The sequence below is a fragment of the Kluyvera sichuanensis genome (assembly GCF_040930405.1).
In the GTDB taxonomy this organism is placed as follows: domain Bacteria; phylum Pseudomonadota; class Gammaproteobacteria; order Enterobacterales; family Enterobacteriaceae; genus Kluyvera; species Kluyvera sichuanensis.
In genome coordinates, this window is record NZ_CP162271.1 from 1880408 (window position 1) to 1899826 (window position 19419).

Genomic DNA, 19419 nt, shown 5'->3' on the forward strand with positions numbered 1-19419 from the left:
TATAAAACTATTTAATCCCTTAAATAACACACATACTCCTATGGTGTTACTAATTTAATTCCGTTTCATTCACAATTATTTAATATATATGAGTACAATTATAACTTTCTTAACAGTGGTCGAACCAGTGTTTCATTATTTAAAACAACAACAAAATCAACGCATTATCAAAACATCTCGTACGATTAATAACATTTTATTTAGAAATTAATTTAACCTAACACCATTAATACCCCATAACCTAATAGGGTTATTACTTAAAGTATAAAAATAATGTTGTGGTTGTGCTTTTTTGATCGCGATCAATTGTAATAGCATCCAAAAGCGCATTATATGAATATAAGATTTTTTAAACCTGGCGCTAAATAATATAGCGACATCGACCTTATATACGAAATTGCCAGCCGTACTTTTGAAATCTAAATAAAGTAAAAAAACTAAAAAAAGCAAAGCGGCAGTTTTAGCGAACCGAATTATTAACTACTTATAGAAGCGTAATATGAACGAGAAATCTGCGACATCGCACTCGCCGACTCCGGTGAGTAAACCAAAGGACGGTAAGAAAAACCGTCTTCTGATGATGGCACTGCCTATTATCGTGGCCGTGCTGCTCCTCTTTGTCCCGGTTCCTGACGGGCTTCCACCGTATGCATGGCACTATTTCGCTATCTTCGTCGGCGTGATTGTCGGCCTTATCTTTGAACCGCTGCCGGGCGCCGTTATTGGCCTGACCGGGGTGGTTGCCATTGCCCTGTGCAGCCAGTGGGTGCTGTTCAGCCCTGAACAGATGGCAGCACCAAAGTTCCAGCTGGCGGGTGCCTCCTTTAAATGGGCGGTCAGCGGCTTCGGCAACTCTACCGTCTGGCTTATCTTCGGTGCGTTTATGTTCGCCGCCGGTTACGATAAAACCCGCTTCGGCCGCCGTCTGGCGCTGATTCTGGTGAAATATCTGGGCCGTCGCAGCCTGACGCTCGGCTACGCTATCACGCTGGCCGACCTGCTGCTGGCACCGTTTACCCCGTCCAACACCGCGCGTAGCGGCGGGACTATCTACCCGATTATCGCCAACCTGCCGCCGCTGTACGGCTCAAAACCAAACGACCCAAGCGCGCGTAAAATTGGCTCTTATCTGATGTGGGTGGCGATTACCGCCGCCTGTATCACCAGTTCTATGTTCCTTTCCGCCCTAGCCCCTAACCTGCTGGCGCTGGCATTGGTGAAAAGCATCGTCGGTATCAACATCTCCTGGGGCACCTGGTTTATCGCCTTCCTGCCGCTGGGCCTGCTGTTAATTCTGACCATGCCGCTGCTGGCCTACTGGTTCTATCCACCAGAAGTGAAGGTGAACGATGAAGTGCCGCTGTGGGCTGCCCGTGAGCTGGAAAAACTGGGCAAGCTGTCCCGTAACGAAATCCTGCTGCTGGTCTTCGTGTGCTGTGCATTGATGATGTGGATCTTCGCCGCTCAGTGGATTGAACCGGCAATGGCTGCGCTGCTGATTATCGGCCTGATGCTGTGGACCGGCGTGCTGGAGTGGAGCGACATCACCGGTAACAAGGCCGCGTGGAACACCTTCGTGTGGTTCGCCACCCTGGTCGCTCTCGCCGACGGCCTCTCCTCTACCGGCTTTATCGGCTGGTTGGGCAAAGAAGGCGGCATGCTGATGAGCGGTATCTCTCCAGGCGTGGCGACCATCGTGCTGCTGCTGGCGTTCTACCTGCTGCACTACCTGTTTGCCAGCACCACCGCGCACACCACCGCGCTGCTGCCAGCGATGCTGACCATCGCCTCAACCATCCCAGGTATGAACATGAACGTCTTCGTGCTGCTGATGGTGACCTCGCTGGGTATCATGGGGATCATCACCCCGTACGGCACCGGCCCAAGCCCTATCTACTACGGCAGCGGATATCTGCCGACCAAAGACTACTGGCGCCTTGGCACCATCTTTGGGGGCATCTTCCTGGTAGCGCTGCTGGTCATCGGCTACCCATGGATGTCTATGATGTTCTGATTCATAACCGTCGGGGGGCAACCTCCGGCGGTTTTATTTTTATGGAGTGAAGCGCTATGTCGAACAAATCATTTTACTATCAGAATCCCTTCCCGCTGTCTCACGACGATACCGAATACTACCTGCTCAGCCGTGAGCACGTCTCTGTAGCTCAGTTTGACGGCCAGGACGTGTTAAAAGTGGAGCCTGAAGCCCTGACGTTGCTTGCCCAGCAGGCTTTCCACGACGCCGCCTTTATGTTGCGCCCTTCCCACCAGAAGCAGGTTGCTGCCATTCTGAGTGACCCACAAGCCAGCGAAAACGATAAATACGTTGCCCTGCAGTTCCTGCGTAACTCCGACATTGCCGCCAAAGGCGTGCTGCCAACCTGTCAGGATACCGGCACGGCGATCATCATGGGGAAAAAAGGTCAGCGCGTCTGGACCGGCGGCGGCGATGAAGCGGCGCTGTCTCAGGGCGTATACAACACCTATATCTCCGACAACCTGCGCTACTCGCAGAACGCGGCGCTGGATATGTATAAAGAGGTGAACACCGGTACTAACCTGCCGGCGCAGATTGACCTCTACAGCGTCGACGGTGACGAATACAAGTTCCTGTGCATCGCCAAAGGCGGCGGTTCAGCCAACAAAACCTATCTCTACCAGGAAACCAAAGCGCTGATCACCCCAGCGAAGTTGAAAAACTATCTGGTGGAAAAAATGCGCACCCTTGGTACCGCAGCCTGCCCGCCGTACCACATCGCTTTCGTGATTGGTGGTACCTCAGCGGAAGTGACGCTGAAAACGGTGAAACTGGCCTCTACCCATTATTACGACGGCCTGCCAACCGAAGGTAACGAGCATGGCCAGGCGTTCCGCGACGTGAATCTGGAAAAAGAGCTGATGATCGAGGCGCAGAATCTGGGCCTCGGTGCGCAGTTCGGTGGCAAATACTTCGCCCACGATATCCGCGTTGTCCGTCTGCCGCGCCACGGCGCTTCCTGCCCGATCGGCATGGGCGTCTCCTGCTCCGCCGACCGTAACATTAAAGCCAAAATCAACCGTGACGGTATCTGGATTGAGAAGCTGGAACATAACCCGGCGCAGTACATTCCGGAAGCGCTGCGTGAGCAGGGTGAAGGCGCGGCGGTCAGCATCAACCTCAATCAACCGATGAGTGACATCCTGGCCCAGCTTTCCGCTCACCCGGTGTCCACCCGCCTGTCGCTGAACGGTACCATTATCGTTGCCCGCGACATCGCCCACGCCAAACTGAAAGAGCTGCTGGATAACGGCGAAGAGTTGCCGCAGTACGTAAAAGATCACCCGATCTACTACGCAGGCCCAGCCAAAACGCCGGAAGGTTATGCCTCAGGTTCTTTAGGCCCAACTACCGCTGGACGTATGGACTCCTACGTTGACCTGCTGCAGTCCCACGGCGCAAGTATGGTGATGCTGGCGAAAGGCAACCGCAGCCAGCAGGTGACCGATGCCTGCCATCAACATGGCGGTTTCTATCTTGGCAGCATTGGCGGCCCGGCGGCCGTTCTGGCACAGAGCAGCATCAAGAGCCTGGAATGCGTGGCCTACCCTGAACTGGGGATGGAGGCTATCTGGAAAATCGAAGTGGAAAACTTCCCGGCCTTTATTCTGGTGGACGATAAAGGGAATGACTTCTTCCAGCAGATCCAGAACAAGCAGTGCGCAGGGTGTCCTCAGCGTTAAATTCACCTCCCCCCGCAATGGCGGGGGGATTTATTTTAGGACTTTTCTTAATACAGAAATAAATTAGCTAATCCCTGCACAACACCGTCTCCGAAACAATATTCCACTCTTGCTCCCATAAATTCAGGTAGTTCATCAGAAATATCATTGCCGATATACTCCCCTCGATTTTTAAACTCATTGATAAACACAACACCATAATTTTTATAGGATTTTTAAAAGTGAAGAAACTATCTCTGGCAGTTTTGGTCATGGGAAGCCTGGCAAGTGGAATGGCTATTGCGGATAGTCAAAGCGTTTCGATTGGTTATGCCCAGGCCGACGTTAAAGACTTCAAAAATATCCGCGGCGTTAACCTGCAATATCGCTACGAATTTGATTCCCCGTTCAGCGTAGTGGGTTCATTTACCTATATGAGCGGCAGCGAAGACCGTAATTATTATGTTGATTCTGATTCGGTTAATACCAATATTGACGTTAAATATTATTCACTGATGGTCGGCCCGGCCTACCGCATCAACGAGTACGTCTCCCTTTATGCGTTGGGCGGTGCGGCGCGAACCAAAGCCGATATCGATGTGAAATGGCTGGAGTCGAGCAATAACGATATTTATCGTGAGAGCGAGTCTCGCCATTCCACCTCCTTCGCCTACGGCGCAGGGGTCATCATCAACCCAATCGAAAACCTGACGGTAAACGTTGGCTACGAAGGCACCACCGCCGATATCGAAGACAAATACCAGATCAACGGTTTCAACATCGGCGTCGGCTATCGTTTCTAAGCCACTGTGCCGTGCGGCTTCTTGCTATTGCGGGTGAGAAGCCGCCTGCCTCCTTCACGGCGAATTTTGCCTGACGCCATCACAAAATTACCGTTCGCCCCTTTTGTATAGTAAACAAAATACCTACACTGCATTGCCATTAACCTACTGACTATCGGGAAGGCGGCAATGAGATTAGGACTGGATATTGGCGGAACCAAAATTGAAGCCGTGGTGCTGGATGACCAGGGCGAAACGCTTTACCGCCAGCGCTACAGTACACAAAAGCAGAGCTACGAGGCTTTTTTCCATTCGGTTATCACGGCAATTGACGCCGCCAGGGCGGCAACCACGCACTCACTTTCCATCGGGCTTGGCATCCCTGGCGCCTCTGCGACTGACGGACTCATCAAGAACTCCAACATTCTGGTATTGAACCAGCAACCCTTTGTGCAACAGCTTGAACAGCATTTCAATATGCCCGTTGCGGTGACCAACGACGCCAATTGTTTCACCTTGTCAGAAGCCATCGACGGTGCGGGGAAAGGCTATGGCGTGGTGTTTGGCGTGATCCTCGGCACCGGTTGCGGCGGCGGGTTGTGCGTAGATAATCGTCTGATCACGGGGCCGAACGCCTGCGCCGGTGAGTGGGGTCACAACGTACTGCCACACTATCATCCTACGAAAGACGGCGAGTCGGCGCAGTGCTACTGCGGCCAAACCAACTGCATCGAGAGCTTTATCTCCGGCAGCGGCCTTGAACGTCAACATGCCCAATCGTTTAGTAAACATGATAAAGTCCCGCAGATCGTTGCCCGACTGAACGCAGGTGAAGAACCGGTTGCTGCACTATGGGAACGCTATCAGGATCAGGTCGCGCGGGCGCTGGCCGGCGTTGTCAACACCCTCGACCCGGATGCGATTGTCATCGGCGGCGGCGTATCGAATATCCCGCAACTCTATGACGGGCTGCAGGCGCGCATTGCGCAGTATGTCTTCGGCAAACAGTGCTGCACCCCAATTCTACCGGCGCGCCACGGCGACAGCAGCGGCGTTCGCGGCGCGGCCTGGCTCGGCGCCCAACGTAAAGCATAAAGACAGGATGTGGAACAGCTGAAGCTACCGGTGGAATGAGTGATGCGACGTAGTTCCGGTGCCTGAACCCGGGGTCGGCGTACACGCCTCGCCCGGGCTACTTTTCCTGTCGCCCGGCCAAGCGTAGCGCCGCCGGGAAGACAGACGACTATGGCGTCACGATATTGAACCAGAACTCGAACTTATCCATATAGCTCAACAGCTCATCCACTTTGGCATGATTACCGGAGATGCGCACATCGCCCTGGTTTTCCGCCTGCTTCAGCGTCTCTTCCTTAAGGATAATCTTGTTCAAAGTCGCGCGGTTAAGCGTAATAGAGGCATCGGCATTGCTGGCCTGCGCGTTCGCGCTGTGGTTCAGCACGCCGTTTTCCAGCTCCAGCTTATACTTGCCGCCATCGCTGCCTAAATCAACGTTGAAGACCGCTTTGGCATTCGCCGCCTTTTCACCATTAATGTGAACCGCCAGATAGTCAAAGAACATCTCCGGCGACATCGCCTTCACCGTATCCGGGCTGGCTGTGTTCGGCGTTGGTCCTTTCACCACGCCGTTACGCAACTCCTGCGCACCGGTCAGGTAGAAGTTACGCCACGGGCCCGACTCGGCCTGATAGCCCATTTGCTCAAGCGCATCGGCTTCCAGACTACGCGCAGCTTTATTGTTCGGATCGGCGAACACCACCTGATTGGTCACCTGTGCTACCCAGCGGTAGTTACCCTTCACAAAGTCAGCTTCTGCTTTTTGCATAATGGCATCGGCACCGCCCATATACTCCACGTATTTCTTCGCAGCCGCTACCGGCGGCAGTTCGTCCAGAGTTGCCGGGTTACCGTTAAACCAGCCGAGATAGAAGACATAGGTCGCCTTCACATCGTGACTGACCGAGCCATAATAGCCGCGGCTGGCCCAGGTTTGCGCCAGACTGTCCGGCAGCTTAAAGTTAGCGGCGATTTCATCACGGGTCAGCCCCTGGTTTGCCATACGCAGGGTCTGGTCATTGATATAGCGGTACATATCGCGCTGGCCTTTCATCAGCTTGACGACGTTCTCGTTGCCCCAGGTCGGCCAGTGGTGCTGAGCGATAATGATCTTCGCTTTCCCGCCCCAGCGGTCGATAACATCGTTGACGTACTTCGACCAGGCCAGCGGATCGCGGATTTTCGCGCCGCGCAGCGAGTAGGTATTGTGCAGCGTATGGGTCACATCTTCCGCCGCCTCAATCATTCCCTTCTCTTCGACATACCACAGCATTTCAGACGGCGCTTCCGAACCCGGTGCCATCATAAAATCGTAGGTCAGGCCATCGATCACCTCTTTCTGACCGGTATGGGTGATGTAGTTGGTCGGCTCAATCAGCGTCACCGTACCGGCTGATGTAGTGGTACCCAGCCCCGCGCCAACCTGACCTTTCGCGTCCGGTTTCAGCAGGTTACCGTACATATAGCTGGCACGACGGCTCATGGCATTCCCGGCCATGATATTTTCAGACACCGCTTCCTGCATAAAGCCTGCAGGCGCATAGACTTTCACCTTGCCGGATTTCACATCGGCTTCGTCCACCACGCCGCGCACGCCGCCGTAATGGTCAACGTGGCTATGGGTATAAATCACCGCGACGACCGGCTTTTTACCGCGATTCTTATAGTAGAGATCCATCCCTACCTTCGCCGTTTCCGCCGAGACCAGCGGGTCGATAACCGTGATCCCCTCTTTCCCTTCCATAATGGTCATATTGGAAAGGTCGAGGTTACGAATCTGGTAGACGCCGTCGGTCACTTCAAACAGGCCGCCGATATTGATGAGCTGCGACTGACGCCACAGACTTGGGTTGACCGTATCCGGCGCTTTCTCGCCCTCTTTAATAAACGCGTACTGCTGAGGATTCCAGACCACGTTCCCCTGCTTACCTTTAATCAACTCTGGCGGCAGCGGCGCAATAAATCCTTTGTGCGCATTAGCGAAATCGGTTTTATCCGCGAAAGGCAGTTGCGCATACAACGCATCATTCGCCTCTTTGGTTTGTGCCGTTGCCGCTTTACCTGGCTCCTGCGCCATTGCCGGAAGGGAAATGACGGCGCTCGAGCACACGCCAGCGATGGCCATATAGCCCGCTAATTTTTTCAGTTTCATAAAGCCTCTATTCATAACATTGCGCCGCACAAAGGAGGTTGCTTATTGATATAAGCCACGGCGTGAGAGTTTTCGATTGAATAACGATGAGGTAAGAGTAACACCGGTATTTAGCGAGAAAAAAACAATAACCATTTAAATTTAAATTTATACTGCAAGCCCACAATACATTTAAAAATAAACAAATCGTTGGTCGTCAGGCCTCGGTATAAAAAGATAATAGGCAGCTTATTCGTTAAGCCTGGAAACACCATGTATAAAGTGACTGTTTTGCTTCTGGCCGCCACGTTAACGGCGTGCAGTGCCGATAAACCGCAAACGTTGAGCAAAATTGATGCCCTGCAAATTCCGGTGGTCGCACAGAGCCCATACCCTGCGGAGCCCAACGCGCTCGCTGCACAATATCAGAACAATGAGCGCATCATAGAAAACGTCACCGATGCGCTAAAAACACAGTATCTACAGAATGTTAGCAGCCGTGACATTTTCGACGTTCATAGCGAGGCGCACCAGGTCTACGCGGCGCTATCCAAGCTCGACCAGCTGCAACTTATCAACCGCTATTATCTGAAAGCGCAGAATCTCGACGGCCTTAACCACGTGGGCAGTTCACTGCAGCCATTGGAAAAAGGATAAAAAAAAGCTCACTCATCATCGATGAGTGAGCTTTTTTCATTGAACTAAAATCCCTCAGGCAAGCTGCTGACGGACATTAAATAACCCCCGCGCTTAAACTCGATATAATGACCGTTTTTAAGCGCCGATAATACATTTAATACGCTACTGCGCGAGAGATGCGTGCGCTCCTGAATATAATCCAGGATCGATATTTTCATGCGCGTCTCTTCAGGCAGTAATATCATCTCTTGCAGGTGATTACGAATCACCGAATAGGTGCGCTGTTGCACCACCAGCGCGTCACGATAAAAAAGATAGGCGGTGTGATACGACAACACCGAAGCCACATCTTCCCAGACGCCCTCGTCACGGAACATCTGCATCGCCGTTTGTGCATCCACGCGTAGAATGGTCGATTCCGACTCTGCCCGCAGCAAATGGCCGCGTACCGGCTGGATCATCTCGGCAATACCGAACAGATGGGGGTCATACACGGTGACAATCAGCAGGCCGTCTGACGCCCGTAAGATGGAGAGTTCACCTTCCAGAAAGAGAAAAAGCTGCGGCTGATTTTTGTGCGTCCAGGTCATCCGTTTACGGGGAACCACCTTCATTTTTTCGGCTATCGGCTGCAGCAGCGCCGTCAATCGTTGAATGCTCTGCTCCGGGCGAATCGGCGGTAAATTTTGCATAGTCCTACCTGTAAAAATGACACAACGTTGCATTTACGCACATCGGCAGATGTGCCATAAAGCGCAACGTTGTTTAAATTCAAACCAATAAAAGCTTGTCCTAACGGTAGGCCGGATAAGCTAAGCGCCATCCGGCCTACAGGGTTATGGCGTGACGATATTGAACCAGAAATCAAACTTGTCCATATAGCCCAGCATCTCGTCGAGTTTTGCTCCGTTGCCGCTGATCTTCACTTCGCCCTTATCTTCAGCCTGTTTAAGCGTTTCCTCTTTCAGGATGATTTTATTCAGGGTTGCCCTATCCAGGGTCAGGGTTGCATCGGCATCTTTCGCTTCCGCATTGGCGGTATGGTTCAGCACGCCGTTTTCCAGCTCCAGCTTATATTTGCCGCCGTCATTGCCCAAATCGATGTTAAACACCGACTTCGCTTTCCCTGCTTTCTCGCCGTTGATATGTACGGCCAGATAGTCAAAGAACATTTCCGGCGTCATCGCGCGCACCGTGTCCGGGCTGGCGGTGTTCGGCGTTGGCCCTTTTACCACGCCGTTACGCAGCTCCTGCGCGCCGGTCAGGTAGAAGTTACGCCACGGGCCCGATTCGGCCTGATAACCCAGCTGCTCCAGCGCATCGGCTTCCAGGTTGCGCGCATCCTGGTTTTGCGGGTCGGCAAAGACCACTTTGCTGACCACCTGCGCCACCCAACGGTAGTTGCCCTGGTCGTAATCCTCTTTGGCTTTTTTAAGAATCGCCTCAGCGCCGCCCATATAGTCGACAAATTTCTTCGCCGCTTCTTCAGGCGGCAGCTCGTCGAGCGTCGCCGGGTTGCCGTCGAACCAGCCGAGGTACAGCACGTAGGTGGCCTTCACGTCGTGGCTCACCGAGCCATAGTAACCACGGTTAGCCCAGGTGTTTGCCAGGCTGTCCGGCAGCTTGAAGTTGGCGGCGATTTCATCGCGGGTCAGCCCTTCGTTTGCCATGCGCAGCGTCTGATCGTTAATGTAACGATAGAGGTCACGCTGGCTCTTCAGCAGATTCACCACGTTTTCATTGCCCCAGGTTGGCCAGTGGTGCTGCGCCATAATCACTTCCGCTTTATCACCCCAGCGGACGATCGCTTCGTTGATGTATTTCGACCACGGCAGCGGTTCACGAATCTTCGCGCCGCGCAGCGAGTAGGTGTTGTGCAGCGTATGCGTCACGTCCTCTGCCGATTCAATAAGCTTTTTCTCTTCGATAAACCACAGCATTTCAGACGGCGCTTCTGAGCCAGGAGCCAGCATAAAGTCATAGGTCAGCCCATCAATCGTCTCTTTCTGCCCATCTTTATCGATAATATTGGTCGGTGCGATTAAGGTGACAGTCCCGGCCGAGGTGGTGGTACCCAGCCCTGCGCCAACCTGCCCTTTCGCATCCGGTTTTAACAGGTTGCCGTACATGTAGCTGGCGCGGCGACTCATCACGTTACCGGCCATAATGTTTTCCGCCACCGCCGCTTCCATAAAGCCGGACGGTGCGTACACTTTAACTTTGCCGGATTTCACATCGGCTTCGTCCACTACCCCACGCACGCCACCGTAGTGGTCAACGTGGCTGTGGGTGTAAATGATCGCCACCACCGGCTTTTTGCCGCGGTTTTTGTAGTACAGATCCATGCCCACTTTGGCGGTTTCCGCCGAGACCAGTGGGTCAACGACAGTGATCCCCTCTTTCCCTTCGATAATGGTCATGTTGGAAAGATCGAGGTTGCGAATCTGGTAGACGCCATCGGTCACTTCAAACAGCCCGCTGATGTTGATCAGCTGCGACTGACGCCACAGGCTAGGGTTGACGGTAGCCGGGGCTTTTTCGCCCTCTTTGATAAAGGCGTACTGTTGCGGGTTCCAGATAACGTTGCCCTGCTCGCCTTTAATCACATCGGTTGGCAGCGCGGCGATAAAGCCTTTGTGGGCATTGGTGAAATCGGTATTGTCGGAGAAAGGCAGCTGAGTTAAGAGTGCGTCATTAGCTTTTTGCGTGGTATCCGTCGCCTCTTTCGGCGTCACGTCGGCATAGGCCGGGAGGATAATTGTCGACATAAAACCTGCCAGCGCCAGGCTTCTGACAATAAGCTTTATTTTCATTATGACCCTCGATTTTACAGTATTTTATATAACCCCAGAAGGTAATCGGTTGAGATACATTATTTTTCCTCACCCTATAAAAACATAACCAGGAATCGCCATTACGCAAGGAAGAATAGTTGATAAAAACAGGGTTTTTATGTTGAGATATAATCCTTTTAAATCAATATGTTAAATGACCTCCTTTAATTTGACGAATTGTATTTCATGTACTAGAAAAAATAACAATTTTAATATTCGTCATTCCCGAATAATTCAGCAAAGTAAGTATCGCAGTCATATTTACCGCCATTTTTAGACATTAAGACTTAAATATCCTGCCGTTCTATCATTTAACATCACCATAAAATGTTAATATTTAGAAACAGTTAGACACAGGATTTACTCCATAGTGAGTATTTTTTCAATTTAAGCTCAACGACCGTTTCATCGTCGTTGCCAGCACCGCCTTTTTCATGAAAAATCGCTATGTAAAAAACTACATAACGAGACAAGTCGATGGTTTCAGGAAAAATGAAGTACGGGATTCTGGCGCTGATGGTATGTACCCCAGCGGTGTTCGCAAAAGACATCCGCGTCACCTACGCCGGTTCAATGGGCAAAGTCATGGATCAAGGGTTAGGGCCTGCATTCAGCAAAGCCGATAGCGGCGACTATCAAGGGCAAGGTCAGGGGGCATACGGTATGGCTCGTCTGTTAGCCAGCCATAAAATTGAGGCCGATGTGTTTGTTTCCATTAACCCTGGTCCAATGCAGATCCTCAAAGATGCCGGGCTGATTGATGAAGCCGTGCCCGTTGCCAGCACCAGCATGGTGGTAGCGTACAATCCGAAAGGAAAATATGGCGCTCAGTTTGCCGCCGCCAATCAGAAACACGATGGCTCATGGCTTAATCTGCTGGCACAAAAAGATATCAGCTTCGGGCGCACCGACCCATACGTCGACCCGAAAGGTCAAAACATCGTCTTTACGCTGATGCTGGCGGAGAAATATTACCAGCAACCGGGCATCGCGATGAAAATACTCGGCAGCCTGCAAAACCCGCAGCAGACCCACCAGGAAGGCGGCCTGATCTCCCGTCTTGAGAGTGGTCAGGTGGACGCCGCCGCCGGCTATGAGAGCGAAATTCGCTCCGCGCACCTGCCGTACGTGGCGCTGCCGGATGAGATTAACCTGAGCAATCCGGCGATGGCAAAGCAGTGGTATGACACCGTCAGCTTCACCATTAAAGACGCCCAGGGCAAAGACCAGGTTCTGCATACCCAGCCGATGGTGTTCTACGCTGCGGTGCTGAAAAATGCGCCTAACGGTGTTGAACAAGGCGAGAAATTCGTTAAATTTATGCAAAGCGCACAGGGTCAGGCGCTGTTTAAACAGTACGGTTACGCGGAACCAAAAGGGGACGCGCTATACGCCCGCTAAACCGCCCAGCCAGAATAGCGGGCTGGCTCTCGCTGCCCGCTATTCTCTTGCTGAGCATTCCTTTTATTACCCTGGTTAGCGTTACGCCGTGGCACCATTTGCAGCTGGCATGGCGAGACGGGGATGCCATCGCCGTCTCGATGGGGCTTGGAGGCGTGGCGCTGTGCATCACGGTCGCCATTGGGCTGCCCGTTGCCTGGTGGCTTTCGCAGGCACGCGGACGCCGCCGTTTACTGGGTGAATTGCTGGTGATGATCCCCTTGCTCACCCCGCCGCTGGCAATGGGTATCCTGTTGGTCTCGGCGCTGGGACCCTATGGGTTAGTCGGTACGTGGATCTCAAAACTTGGCGTAACGCTGGTCAACAATCCGGCAGCCTTTGTGCTGGCGCAGATATACGGATCGCTGCCCTACTTTATTGTGGTCGCCCGCTCGGCGTTCGCTACCGTGCCCAAAGATATTCTCGAAGCCGGTCAGACTCTCGGCGCTTCGGGCTGGAATCGCTTTCGCTACCTCACGCTTCCCATCGCTTTTCCCGGCCTCGCCTCTGCCGTTACCCTTGCCTGGGTGCGGGCCGTCGGTGAATTTGGCATCGTGATGATTTTCGCCTATTTTCCTCAAGGCATCCCGGTCAAACTCTATACCAACCTGCAAAACGACGGCGTAGATGCGGTGTATACGCTGCTGTGGATGCTGCTGATTGTGACCCTGCCGCTGCCGATGATGTGCTTTGCGCTAGGTAGAAGGGCTAAGTAGCGGATAGCGACGGTGCAAACCTCTATTAAATGCAATATGCCCTGTATTAAACAGGGCATATGAATGACGGATTACAGATTAAAAAACTTACAGGCTGTCATTATTTCGCTTTTCAAGCGCTTCCCGATAGCGCCGTTGTTCCACAATATCCAGATTTGGATCGAATAACACACTTGATCCTTTCACCGCAATATCGGTATCAATTTCTGTTTGGGAAGCATAGGCTTTATGGCCTTGAGGCTGCGTAGTCGTTGGGGGGATATAGGTCCCTTGGTATTGTCTATTCCCGGAACAACCGATATAGGCTAACAGGCAGGCAAACAGGAAGAAGAATGTCCATATGGTGTTATAGCCGTTAAGCGTATATCCACTGCCATACACATCCGAAAACACAGCATGAAATCTGATGGCATAAACAATCAGGAATGATGAGAGGATAACAACTCGACTTTTACCTACGGTTAAATGCTTAACTAAAAATTTTACCGTTGCCACTAGCGTGACCAAAAACAACACCACGGCAGCTAAGAGCAGCCATATCGGGAACCGCCCATATTCTTGCGTAATGTTCTGCGATAGCGTCACCAATGAAAGCACCAGGAAAGCGTTTAGCAGAAAAAGTCTGGACGCCATCGATATTTTCACGTTTTTTGCGATCGTACGGATAAACAGCACTGGGACAAGTGACGGTACGTTTATCAGCAGCGCCATGAAAATCACCCAATAGATAGAATTCATAACATTCTTCCTTTACTTACATTGCGGTCCAGCCGTTATTGGTTTTAACCAGAACAATTCTAGCTTCTTCTGGTTCTGACATTCCTTTCACGCTGGAAAAAGCATCTTTGTCAACCCAGCCAGGAACATCTGACAGTTTCCATGTATAGGATACCTGCGTTACTTTTTGACTGTCAGAGTTACCAGGTTCGGTCCACTCTTTTATTTCAGCAACAACTCTCTTCCCTACGCAAGCCCCATGCTCCTGATCCCAGAATTTAGCTTTAACACCTTTGTCTGTAGCCGATAAGACGGCAACAGGCCCGGACAGTTGCTGTTCGTATTCAATATCGATTAAACCTGATTTTTTAAGCCCCGCTAAGATAGGGCCGACATCGTTTCCTCGAACATTGACTCTGACTAAAACGCCAGCCTCGCTGAAACGATAATACGCAGCGCTGTTATTTTGTTTTGAATTAAAAGAATAACAAACAGGCTCTTTGCTAATGGTCTTATTAATCGCAGTTTCAATATCCCCTTTATCTCCACAACCCGCCAGCAAAGTTGCAACTCCCGCAACTATTACAATCTTACGCATAGATGAGTCCTCTTTAATGGCCGATAGCGCCATTTCACAATAAAACCAGACGTACCGATATATCGGCGTTGTTTACCGTAGCGAATCCACGAACGTTAACCTGGTGAACGGTTCCTGTAACGCTGACTTTCTGCCCTTTCTTATCGATAAAAACAGTATCATCAAGACCAAAGTCGTCATCCAGGTAGGCAATACCGTCCCGTTGTTGGTATCAGATGTGTGCAAAAGTATACACAATAGAAATACATTACTTTAATTATTTTTTATTTTTCAATAATGTTTTCACAAAACCATCACACCTATTAAAACCTAACCAATGATAGTTAATATCTATTGCTTTTGAATTTATATAAAATGCATTAATCCTGGCTTTTGATATTTATGTGCCCAGTAGCGCAAAGCAGGTATCGAACGTTACCAGGCTTATAATCACATATCAGAATAGACCGTCTGTTTTTTATCGAGCTCTATAGTTTCTTTTTTTCGTTTATTTTCTCTCTGCCGACCCGATGCGTCGTAATCGCACAACGTTCCTTAAGTGAAATATCTGAACCTGAACGGTTGTCAGCCCGAAAAATATCAATATAAAAATGCCCATCAGACTCATTGATACCTGACGAATTTGCCCAAGCATTAAATCGCTGATGTTTTTGGTGGTTGTTATAAATACTTTTGCCCGCAGAGAGTTGGTTAGCAAATGTCGGTGGTGCATTAATAAACGCCCCTCAACATGGTGCCATCAGGGGTTCAGAATTGACTAAGTTGTTGTTAATAGTGTGAGCTTGTGAGCTAAAGAGGATAAAAGTGGATGCCCAACATGAGGCAACATGATAAAAATGGCAGCGTTAGAGGTAGGGAAACAGAGCGAAAGCCAGAAATTTTCATGCCGGCATTGATGCATGACAAAATCAACATAGTTTTGTTACTTATTGATTTTGGCGAATGATTGGCGGAGAGAGGGGGATTTGAACCCCCGGTAGAGTTACCCCTACTCCGGTTTTCGAGACCGGTCCATTCAGCCGCTCTGGCATCTCTCCGTTTTGATGGTTGCCATCATGCCAGGTTATTTGGCATTTTAACAGACCCAGTCTCTTCAATTGCGTTCAAGTGACGAGTTTGCGAGCAAAACGATGATTAAATGGCCCTGGAAAGCAAGTGACACTGCCGAGATAACCGACTTACCGTGGGCGGAAGCTCTGGCAATCCCCCTATTAGCGAATTTGTCTGACGACGAACAGGTCAAACTGGTGCAGTTGGCCGACCGTTTTTTACAGCAAAAGCGGCTGGTGTTTCTGCAAGGATTGACGGCGGAGCCTATCATCGAGGCGCGTATTGCCCTGCTCTTCTGTCTGCCGATTCTGGAACTCGGGATCGAATGGCTCGATGGATTCCATGAAGTGTTGATCTACCCGGCGCCTTTTATCGTTGACGACGAATGGGAAGATGATATCGGACTGGTGCACAATCAGCGCGTTGTTCAGTCTGGTCAAAGCTGGCAGCAGGGGCCGATTGTGCTCAACTGGCTGGATATTCAGGACTCGTTCGATGCCTCCGGTTTTAACCTCATCATTCACGAAGTGGCGCATAAACTGGATACCCGCAACGGCGACCGCGCCAGCGGCGTGCCCTTTATCCCGCTGCGCGAAGTCGCAGGCTGGGAGCATGACCTTCATGCGGCGATGAATAACATTCAGGATGAGATTGATTTAGTTGGCGAAAACGCGGCCAGCATCGATGCCTATGCCGCCACCGACCCCGCCGAGTGCTTTGCCGTGCTCTCTGAATACTTTTTCAGCGCGCCTGAACTTTTCGCCCCGCGTTTCCCGGCACTGTGGCAGCGTTTCTGCGGCTTCTATTGCCAGGATCCACTGCAGCGGTTACGCGATAACAGCGAACAGGATGAAGATCCTCCAGTAGTTCACTAAAACAACATCTTGCGCTAAATTCATCCATTCGAATCAGCGAGTTAAATTTAGTGTTGACACAATTATCGGGGGCCAGTACTATGCGCCTCGTTCACACGATTCCTCTGTAGTTCAGTCGGTAGAACGGCGGACTGTTAATCCGTATGTCACTGGTTCGAGTCCAGTCAGAGGAGCCATATTTAAGAAGCCTGCTTAGGAAACTAAGCAGGCTTTTTGCTTTTCTACCTTTACCGCCCCCCAGTACAGTTCAACGCCCCCTTCAGGACAGATTAGCCCGCAACGACAATTTCATTTCCTCCCCACGAGGATTATGATGACGCTTATTATCCTTTCTGTTCGTTGTCACCGAGAAATTGATGGACTTCATCAGCATCATTATGTCGGCGGGGAAAACCTCCGTCGATGTAGCGCTCTATACGCTGCTGCCGATCATGGTAGTTATGCTCATCGTCATGAAATATCTGGAAGTACGCGGCGTACTGGACGTTATTGTCCGCTGGCTCGCCCCGCTACTTAAGCCGTTTGGCCTCACCGGAATGAGCGCCTTTGCCCTTATCCAGATGAATTTCGTCAGCTTTGCCGCTCCGCTGGCAACCCTTGCCATTATGGACAAACGCGGCGTTTCGGACCGGCAGATGGCCGCTACGCTGGCGATGCTCTTCGCCATGGGCCAGGGCAACGTTTTCTATCCGCTCACCCCGTTTGGCCTGCACTGGCTGGCCTCCATCGTTATCTCAATCGCAGGGGGACTATTCGCCGCAGCAGTCACCTGGCACGTCACGGGACGTCGGCTATCGACGGTGGAGAGCACCCGAGCAGAGGCGCTACCTGATGCCGAGAAGACTAATCAAGGGATCATTTCAGTGATTAACAGCGCAGGCTCCGATGCCATTCGTCTGGCGCTTGGCGCAGTACCCATGCTTATTCTGTCGCTGGCTATCGTTGGCGTAATGAAATCAGCTGGCCTGATTGAGATGCTCCAGCAACTGTTGATGCCGTTACTGGTGTGGTTGCATATTCCGGTTAACTTTGTACTCCCCGCGCTGGTCAAATGCGTAGCCGGCGGCACGGCCTACTTTGGCGTCGTCTCTGAACTGGTGCAGCAGGGAAAAATCACCGTGAGCCAGATTAACGCCTCTGCCGGGCTGTTAGTTCAGACCTTCGATCTTCCCGGCATCGGAATTTTTCTGGGTGTGAGTTCCCGCTTCGTTCGCCTGTTCCGCTACGCCGCCACCGGCGCGCTCGCCGGGATCGCTGTCCGCACCCTTTTGCACCTTGCCCTGTTCTGACACCGCTTCCCGGAGGCAGGCGATAACATCAGGCCGCTCGCTACAGGCAATATGCTGTTGAACGCGCGCCATCATCCACGGGAAAAAGGGGTTGGAGGTGACGCGCATCAGCGTATCCAGCCCCACGCTCAGCGTAGCCGTCTCTCCGCGCAGCGAAATTGTGCCCAGACTAATACCGTAGCGATTTCTCTCCTGCGGGTCCCGGCCATAAAGTGAGTCGGTCAGCGGGAACGGCACCGCCACGTGCGACAACGAATACATATCCTGTGGCCAGGCGATCTGCAGAGGCGCCACGGTCTCCGTCAGAGCGCCTGCCTCCGTTGAACGCGCCACCGTTTGATTGGTGTCCGGCGCGGCGTTGGTGATAACCGTGGTCGTGTATAGCCTTGGCGCTGGCGGCAGCAACGTATTCACCGCCGAGTAGGACGACGGCCTGAACAGCGCGCGTAAATTCGCCGCCTGGTTAATATCGAAAATCACCAGCTCACTGCCGTTATCCGGCAAATAGCGATAGAGCGAATCCACTACCGCCCGGGTGCTCACCGTGGAGTCCATTACCGATTGAAACGTGAGTACCGGCGCCAGTTCAGCCAGCCGCTTACTTTGCGACTCCTGCACGATTTGCTGCTGCAGCGCCTGAGATAACAGCCACGACTGGCGCGCGGCCTTAACCGGGAACGAGTTATATTTATAAGGATTAAACTCCGGCACGACGTTAAGCCAGGCCGCGCGAGCAAAGGCAGGGAATATCGCGGGCAGTCCGGCAAGCCCAGCAAAACGCGCAAAGGCGGTCACACCGATCATCGGCGATAGCAGGATTATCTGCTGCGGCCGACGCAGCGATTTATCCTCCAGGCTATCGAGGGCGTATTTCATCGCCAGCGCCCCGCCGTTGGAGTAACCGACAATATGCAGCGGTACATCATTTCCTGCCAGCCGCGTCGCTTCGCGTACGGCCATGCGCGTTGCTGCTATCCACTGTTCGCGGTCAACGCCGGTTAACGCCCCCGGCGCGGTACCGTGACCCGGTAGTCTGGGGACAACGGCAATAAACCCCTGCTGCTGATAACGTTGTGCCAGATAGCGCACACTGTAAGGAGAGTCCGTCAGGCCGTGGAGTAGCACCGCCGCACCGCGAGGTTTACCGTCAGGCTGCAGAATAAAAGAACGGTTCCAGTCAGGCTGAAACTTATCGGGATAGACCAGGCTCTGGGCATAAAAACGGTTAATCGCCGTTTTCTCGTCGGCGGTCAGCGTGTCGGTAATCTTATTTTTCATATCGCGGAAAATCGTCGCTTCCCGCGTCAGATAGTCCGCAAACGTCGCGTTATCGATCTCCCCGGCGGTCATTTCATCCGCCGTCCAGGTATGCCAGCGGTGCAGCGCCGGGCCACGCTGGGATTCATAAATGCGGCCGATAAAAAAGACAATGATGACCACAACCAGGCCAATAAGCGCCTTTTTTGCCCATGAGAGCATTCTCTTGCCAGACGTATTCAGCAGTTGGGTTAAACGCATCATTGCCATAGTGCTATCCAGTTTATCTCTCTGTTCGTAAGGGTTTATCGTAAAACC

At 51.9% G+C, this 19419-nt stretch carries 14 protein-coding genes, 2 tRNA genes and 1 pseudogene; 10 read left to right on the forward strand and 7 right to left on the reverse strand.

What is annotated here, in order from left to right:
- Nucleotides 1-499: 499 nt before the first annotated feature.
- The 4 genes from AB2B48_RS09325 to AB2B48_RS09340 all read left to right on the forward strand — a co-directional run bounded on the left by AB2B48_RS09325 (nt 500) and on the right by AB2B48_RS09340 (nt 5576).
- Entirely contained in the window at nt 500-2014 is a 1515-nt protein-coding gene (locus AB2B48_RS09325) for a DASS family sodium-coupled anion symporter (protein ID WP_191092161.1), read from the forward strand.
- 56 nt (nt 2015-2070) lie between these two features.
- Nucleotides 2071-3720: a class I fumarate hydratase FumA gene (gene fumA / locus AB2B48_RS09330; RefSeq protein WP_368301590.1), complete on the forward strand. Its 1650-nt coding sequence runs from the start codon at nt 2071-2073 to the stop codon at nt 3718-3720.
- 221 nt (nt 3721-3941) lie between these two features.
- Entirely contained in the window at nt 3942-4502 is a 561-nt protein-coding gene (locus AB2B48_RS09335; protein ID WP_368301591.1) for an Ail/Lom family outer membrane beta-barrel protein, read from the forward strand.
- A 168-nt stretch (nt 4503-4670) separates the two neighbouring features.
- Complete coding sequence (locus AB2B48_RS09340; protein WP_368301592.1) at nt 4671-5576, forward strand: ROK family protein; 906 nt, start codon at nt 4671-4673, stop codon at nt 5574-5576.
- Nucleotides 5577-5724: 148 nt separating this feature from the next.
- Here the strand turns inward: AB2B48_RS09340 and AB2B48_RS09345 are convergent, their stop codons facing one another.
- A complete protein-coding gene (locus tag AB2B48_RS09345; RefSeq protein ID WP_185669484.1) occupies nt 5725-7707 on the reverse strand; it encodes an alkyl/aryl-sulfatase in 1983 nt (660 codons plus the stop codon).
- A 252-nt stretch (nt 7708-7959) separates the two neighbouring features.
- Here AB2B48_RS09345 and AB2B48_RS09350 point away from each other — a divergent pair, with 252 nt between their 5' ends.
- Complete coding sequence (locus AB2B48_RS09350; RefSeq protein WP_185669485.1) at nt 7960-8343, forward strand: hypothetical protein; 384 nt, start codon at nt 7960-7962, stop codon at nt 8341-8343.
- Nucleotides 8344-8387: 44 nt separating this feature from the next.
- Here AB2B48_RS09350 and AB2B48_RS09355 read toward each other — a convergent pair whose 3' ends face one another.
- Both AB2B48_RS09355 and AB2B48_RS09360 read right to left on the reverse strand, forming a co-directional pair.
- Nucleotides 8388-9017, reverse strand: a complete 630-nt coding sequence (locus tag AB2B48_RS09355) for a winged helix-turn-helix transcriptional regulator (protein WP_220439338.1) — start codon at nt 9015-9017, stop codon at nt 8388-8390.
- 144 nt (nt 9018-9161) lie between these two features.
- On the reverse strand, nt 9162-11138 hold the full coding sequence (locus AB2B48_RS09360; protein WP_185669487.1) for an alkyl/aryl-sulfatase: 1977 nt from the start codon (nt 11136-11138) through the stop codon (nt 9162-9164).
- Nucleotides 11139-11651: 513 nt separating this feature from the next.
- Between AB2B48_RS09360 and AB2B48_RS09365 the strand changes: the two genes are divergently transcribed.
- Nucleotides 11652-12560 carry an extracellular solute-binding protein gene (locus AB2B48_RS09365; RefSeq protein ID WP_368301593.1) on the forward strand — a complete coding sequence of 303 codons (909 nt, stop codon included), beginning with the start codon at nt 11652-11654 and terminating at the stop codon, nt 12558-12560.
- 14 nt (nt 12561-12574) lie between these two features.
- Nucleotides 12575-13315, forward strand: a complete 741-nt coding sequence (locus AB2B48_RS09370) for a molybdate ABC transporter permease subunit (RefSeq protein ID WP_368301944.1) — start codon at nt 12575-12577, stop codon at nt 13313-13315.
- An 87-nt stretch (nt 13316-13402) separates the two neighbouring features.
- Here AB2B48_RS09370 and AB2B48_RS09375 read toward each other — a convergent pair whose 3' ends face one another.
- The 3 genes from AB2B48_RS09375 to AB2B48_RS09385 form a co-directional block, all read right to left on the reverse strand.
- Nucleotides 13403-14053 carry a hypothetical protein gene (locus AB2B48_RS09375; RefSeq protein ID WP_368301594.1) on the reverse strand — a complete coding sequence of 217 codons (651 nt, stop codon included), beginning with the start codon at nt 14051-14053 and terminating at the stop codon, nt 13403-13405.
- A 16-nt stretch (nt 14054-14069) separates the two neighbouring features.
- Nucleotides 14070-14630, reverse strand: coding sequence for a DNA-directed RNA polymerase subunit beta (locus AB2B48_RS09380; protein WP_185670140.1), 561 nt, complete (start codon nt 14628-14630; stop codon nt 14070-14072).
- 947 nt (nt 14631-15577) lie between these two features.
- Nucleotides 15578-15667, reverse strand: a tRNA-Ser gene (locus tag AB2B48_RS09385).
- 93 nt (nt 15668-15760) lie between these two features.
- On the opposite strand from AB2B48_RS09385, the gene mtfA reads away from it, so the two are divergent.
- The 3 genes from mtfA to AB2B48_RS09400 all read left to right on the forward strand — a co-directional run bounded on the left by mtfA (nt 15761) and on the right by AB2B48_RS09400 (nt 17844).
- Nucleotides 15761-16555 carry a DgsA anti-repressor MtfA gene (gene mtfA, locus AB2B48_RS09390; RefSeq protein WP_368301595.1) on the forward strand — a complete coding sequence of 265 codons (795 nt, stop codon included), beginning with the start codon at nt 15761-15763 and terminating at the stop codon, nt 16553-16555.
- A 100-nt stretch (nt 16556-16655) separates the two neighbouring features.
- Nucleotides 16656-16731, forward strand: a tRNA-Asn gene (locus tag AB2B48_RS09395).
- A gap of 180 nt (nt 16732-16911) precedes the next feature.
- A complete protein-coding gene (locus AB2B48_RS09400; protein ID WP_368301596.1) occupies nt 16912-17844 on the forward strand; it encodes a nucleoside recognition domain-containing protein in 933 nt (310 codons plus the stop codon).
- Nucleotides 17845-17856: 12 nt separating this feature from the next.
- Here the strand turns inward: AB2B48_RS09400 and AB2B48_RS09405 are convergent.
- Nucleotides 17857-19371 (reverse strand): annotated as a pseudogene (locus tag AB2B48_RS09405) (alpha/beta hydrolase); the annotation flags it as partial.
- Nucleotides 19372-19419 lie beyond the last annotated feature (48 nt).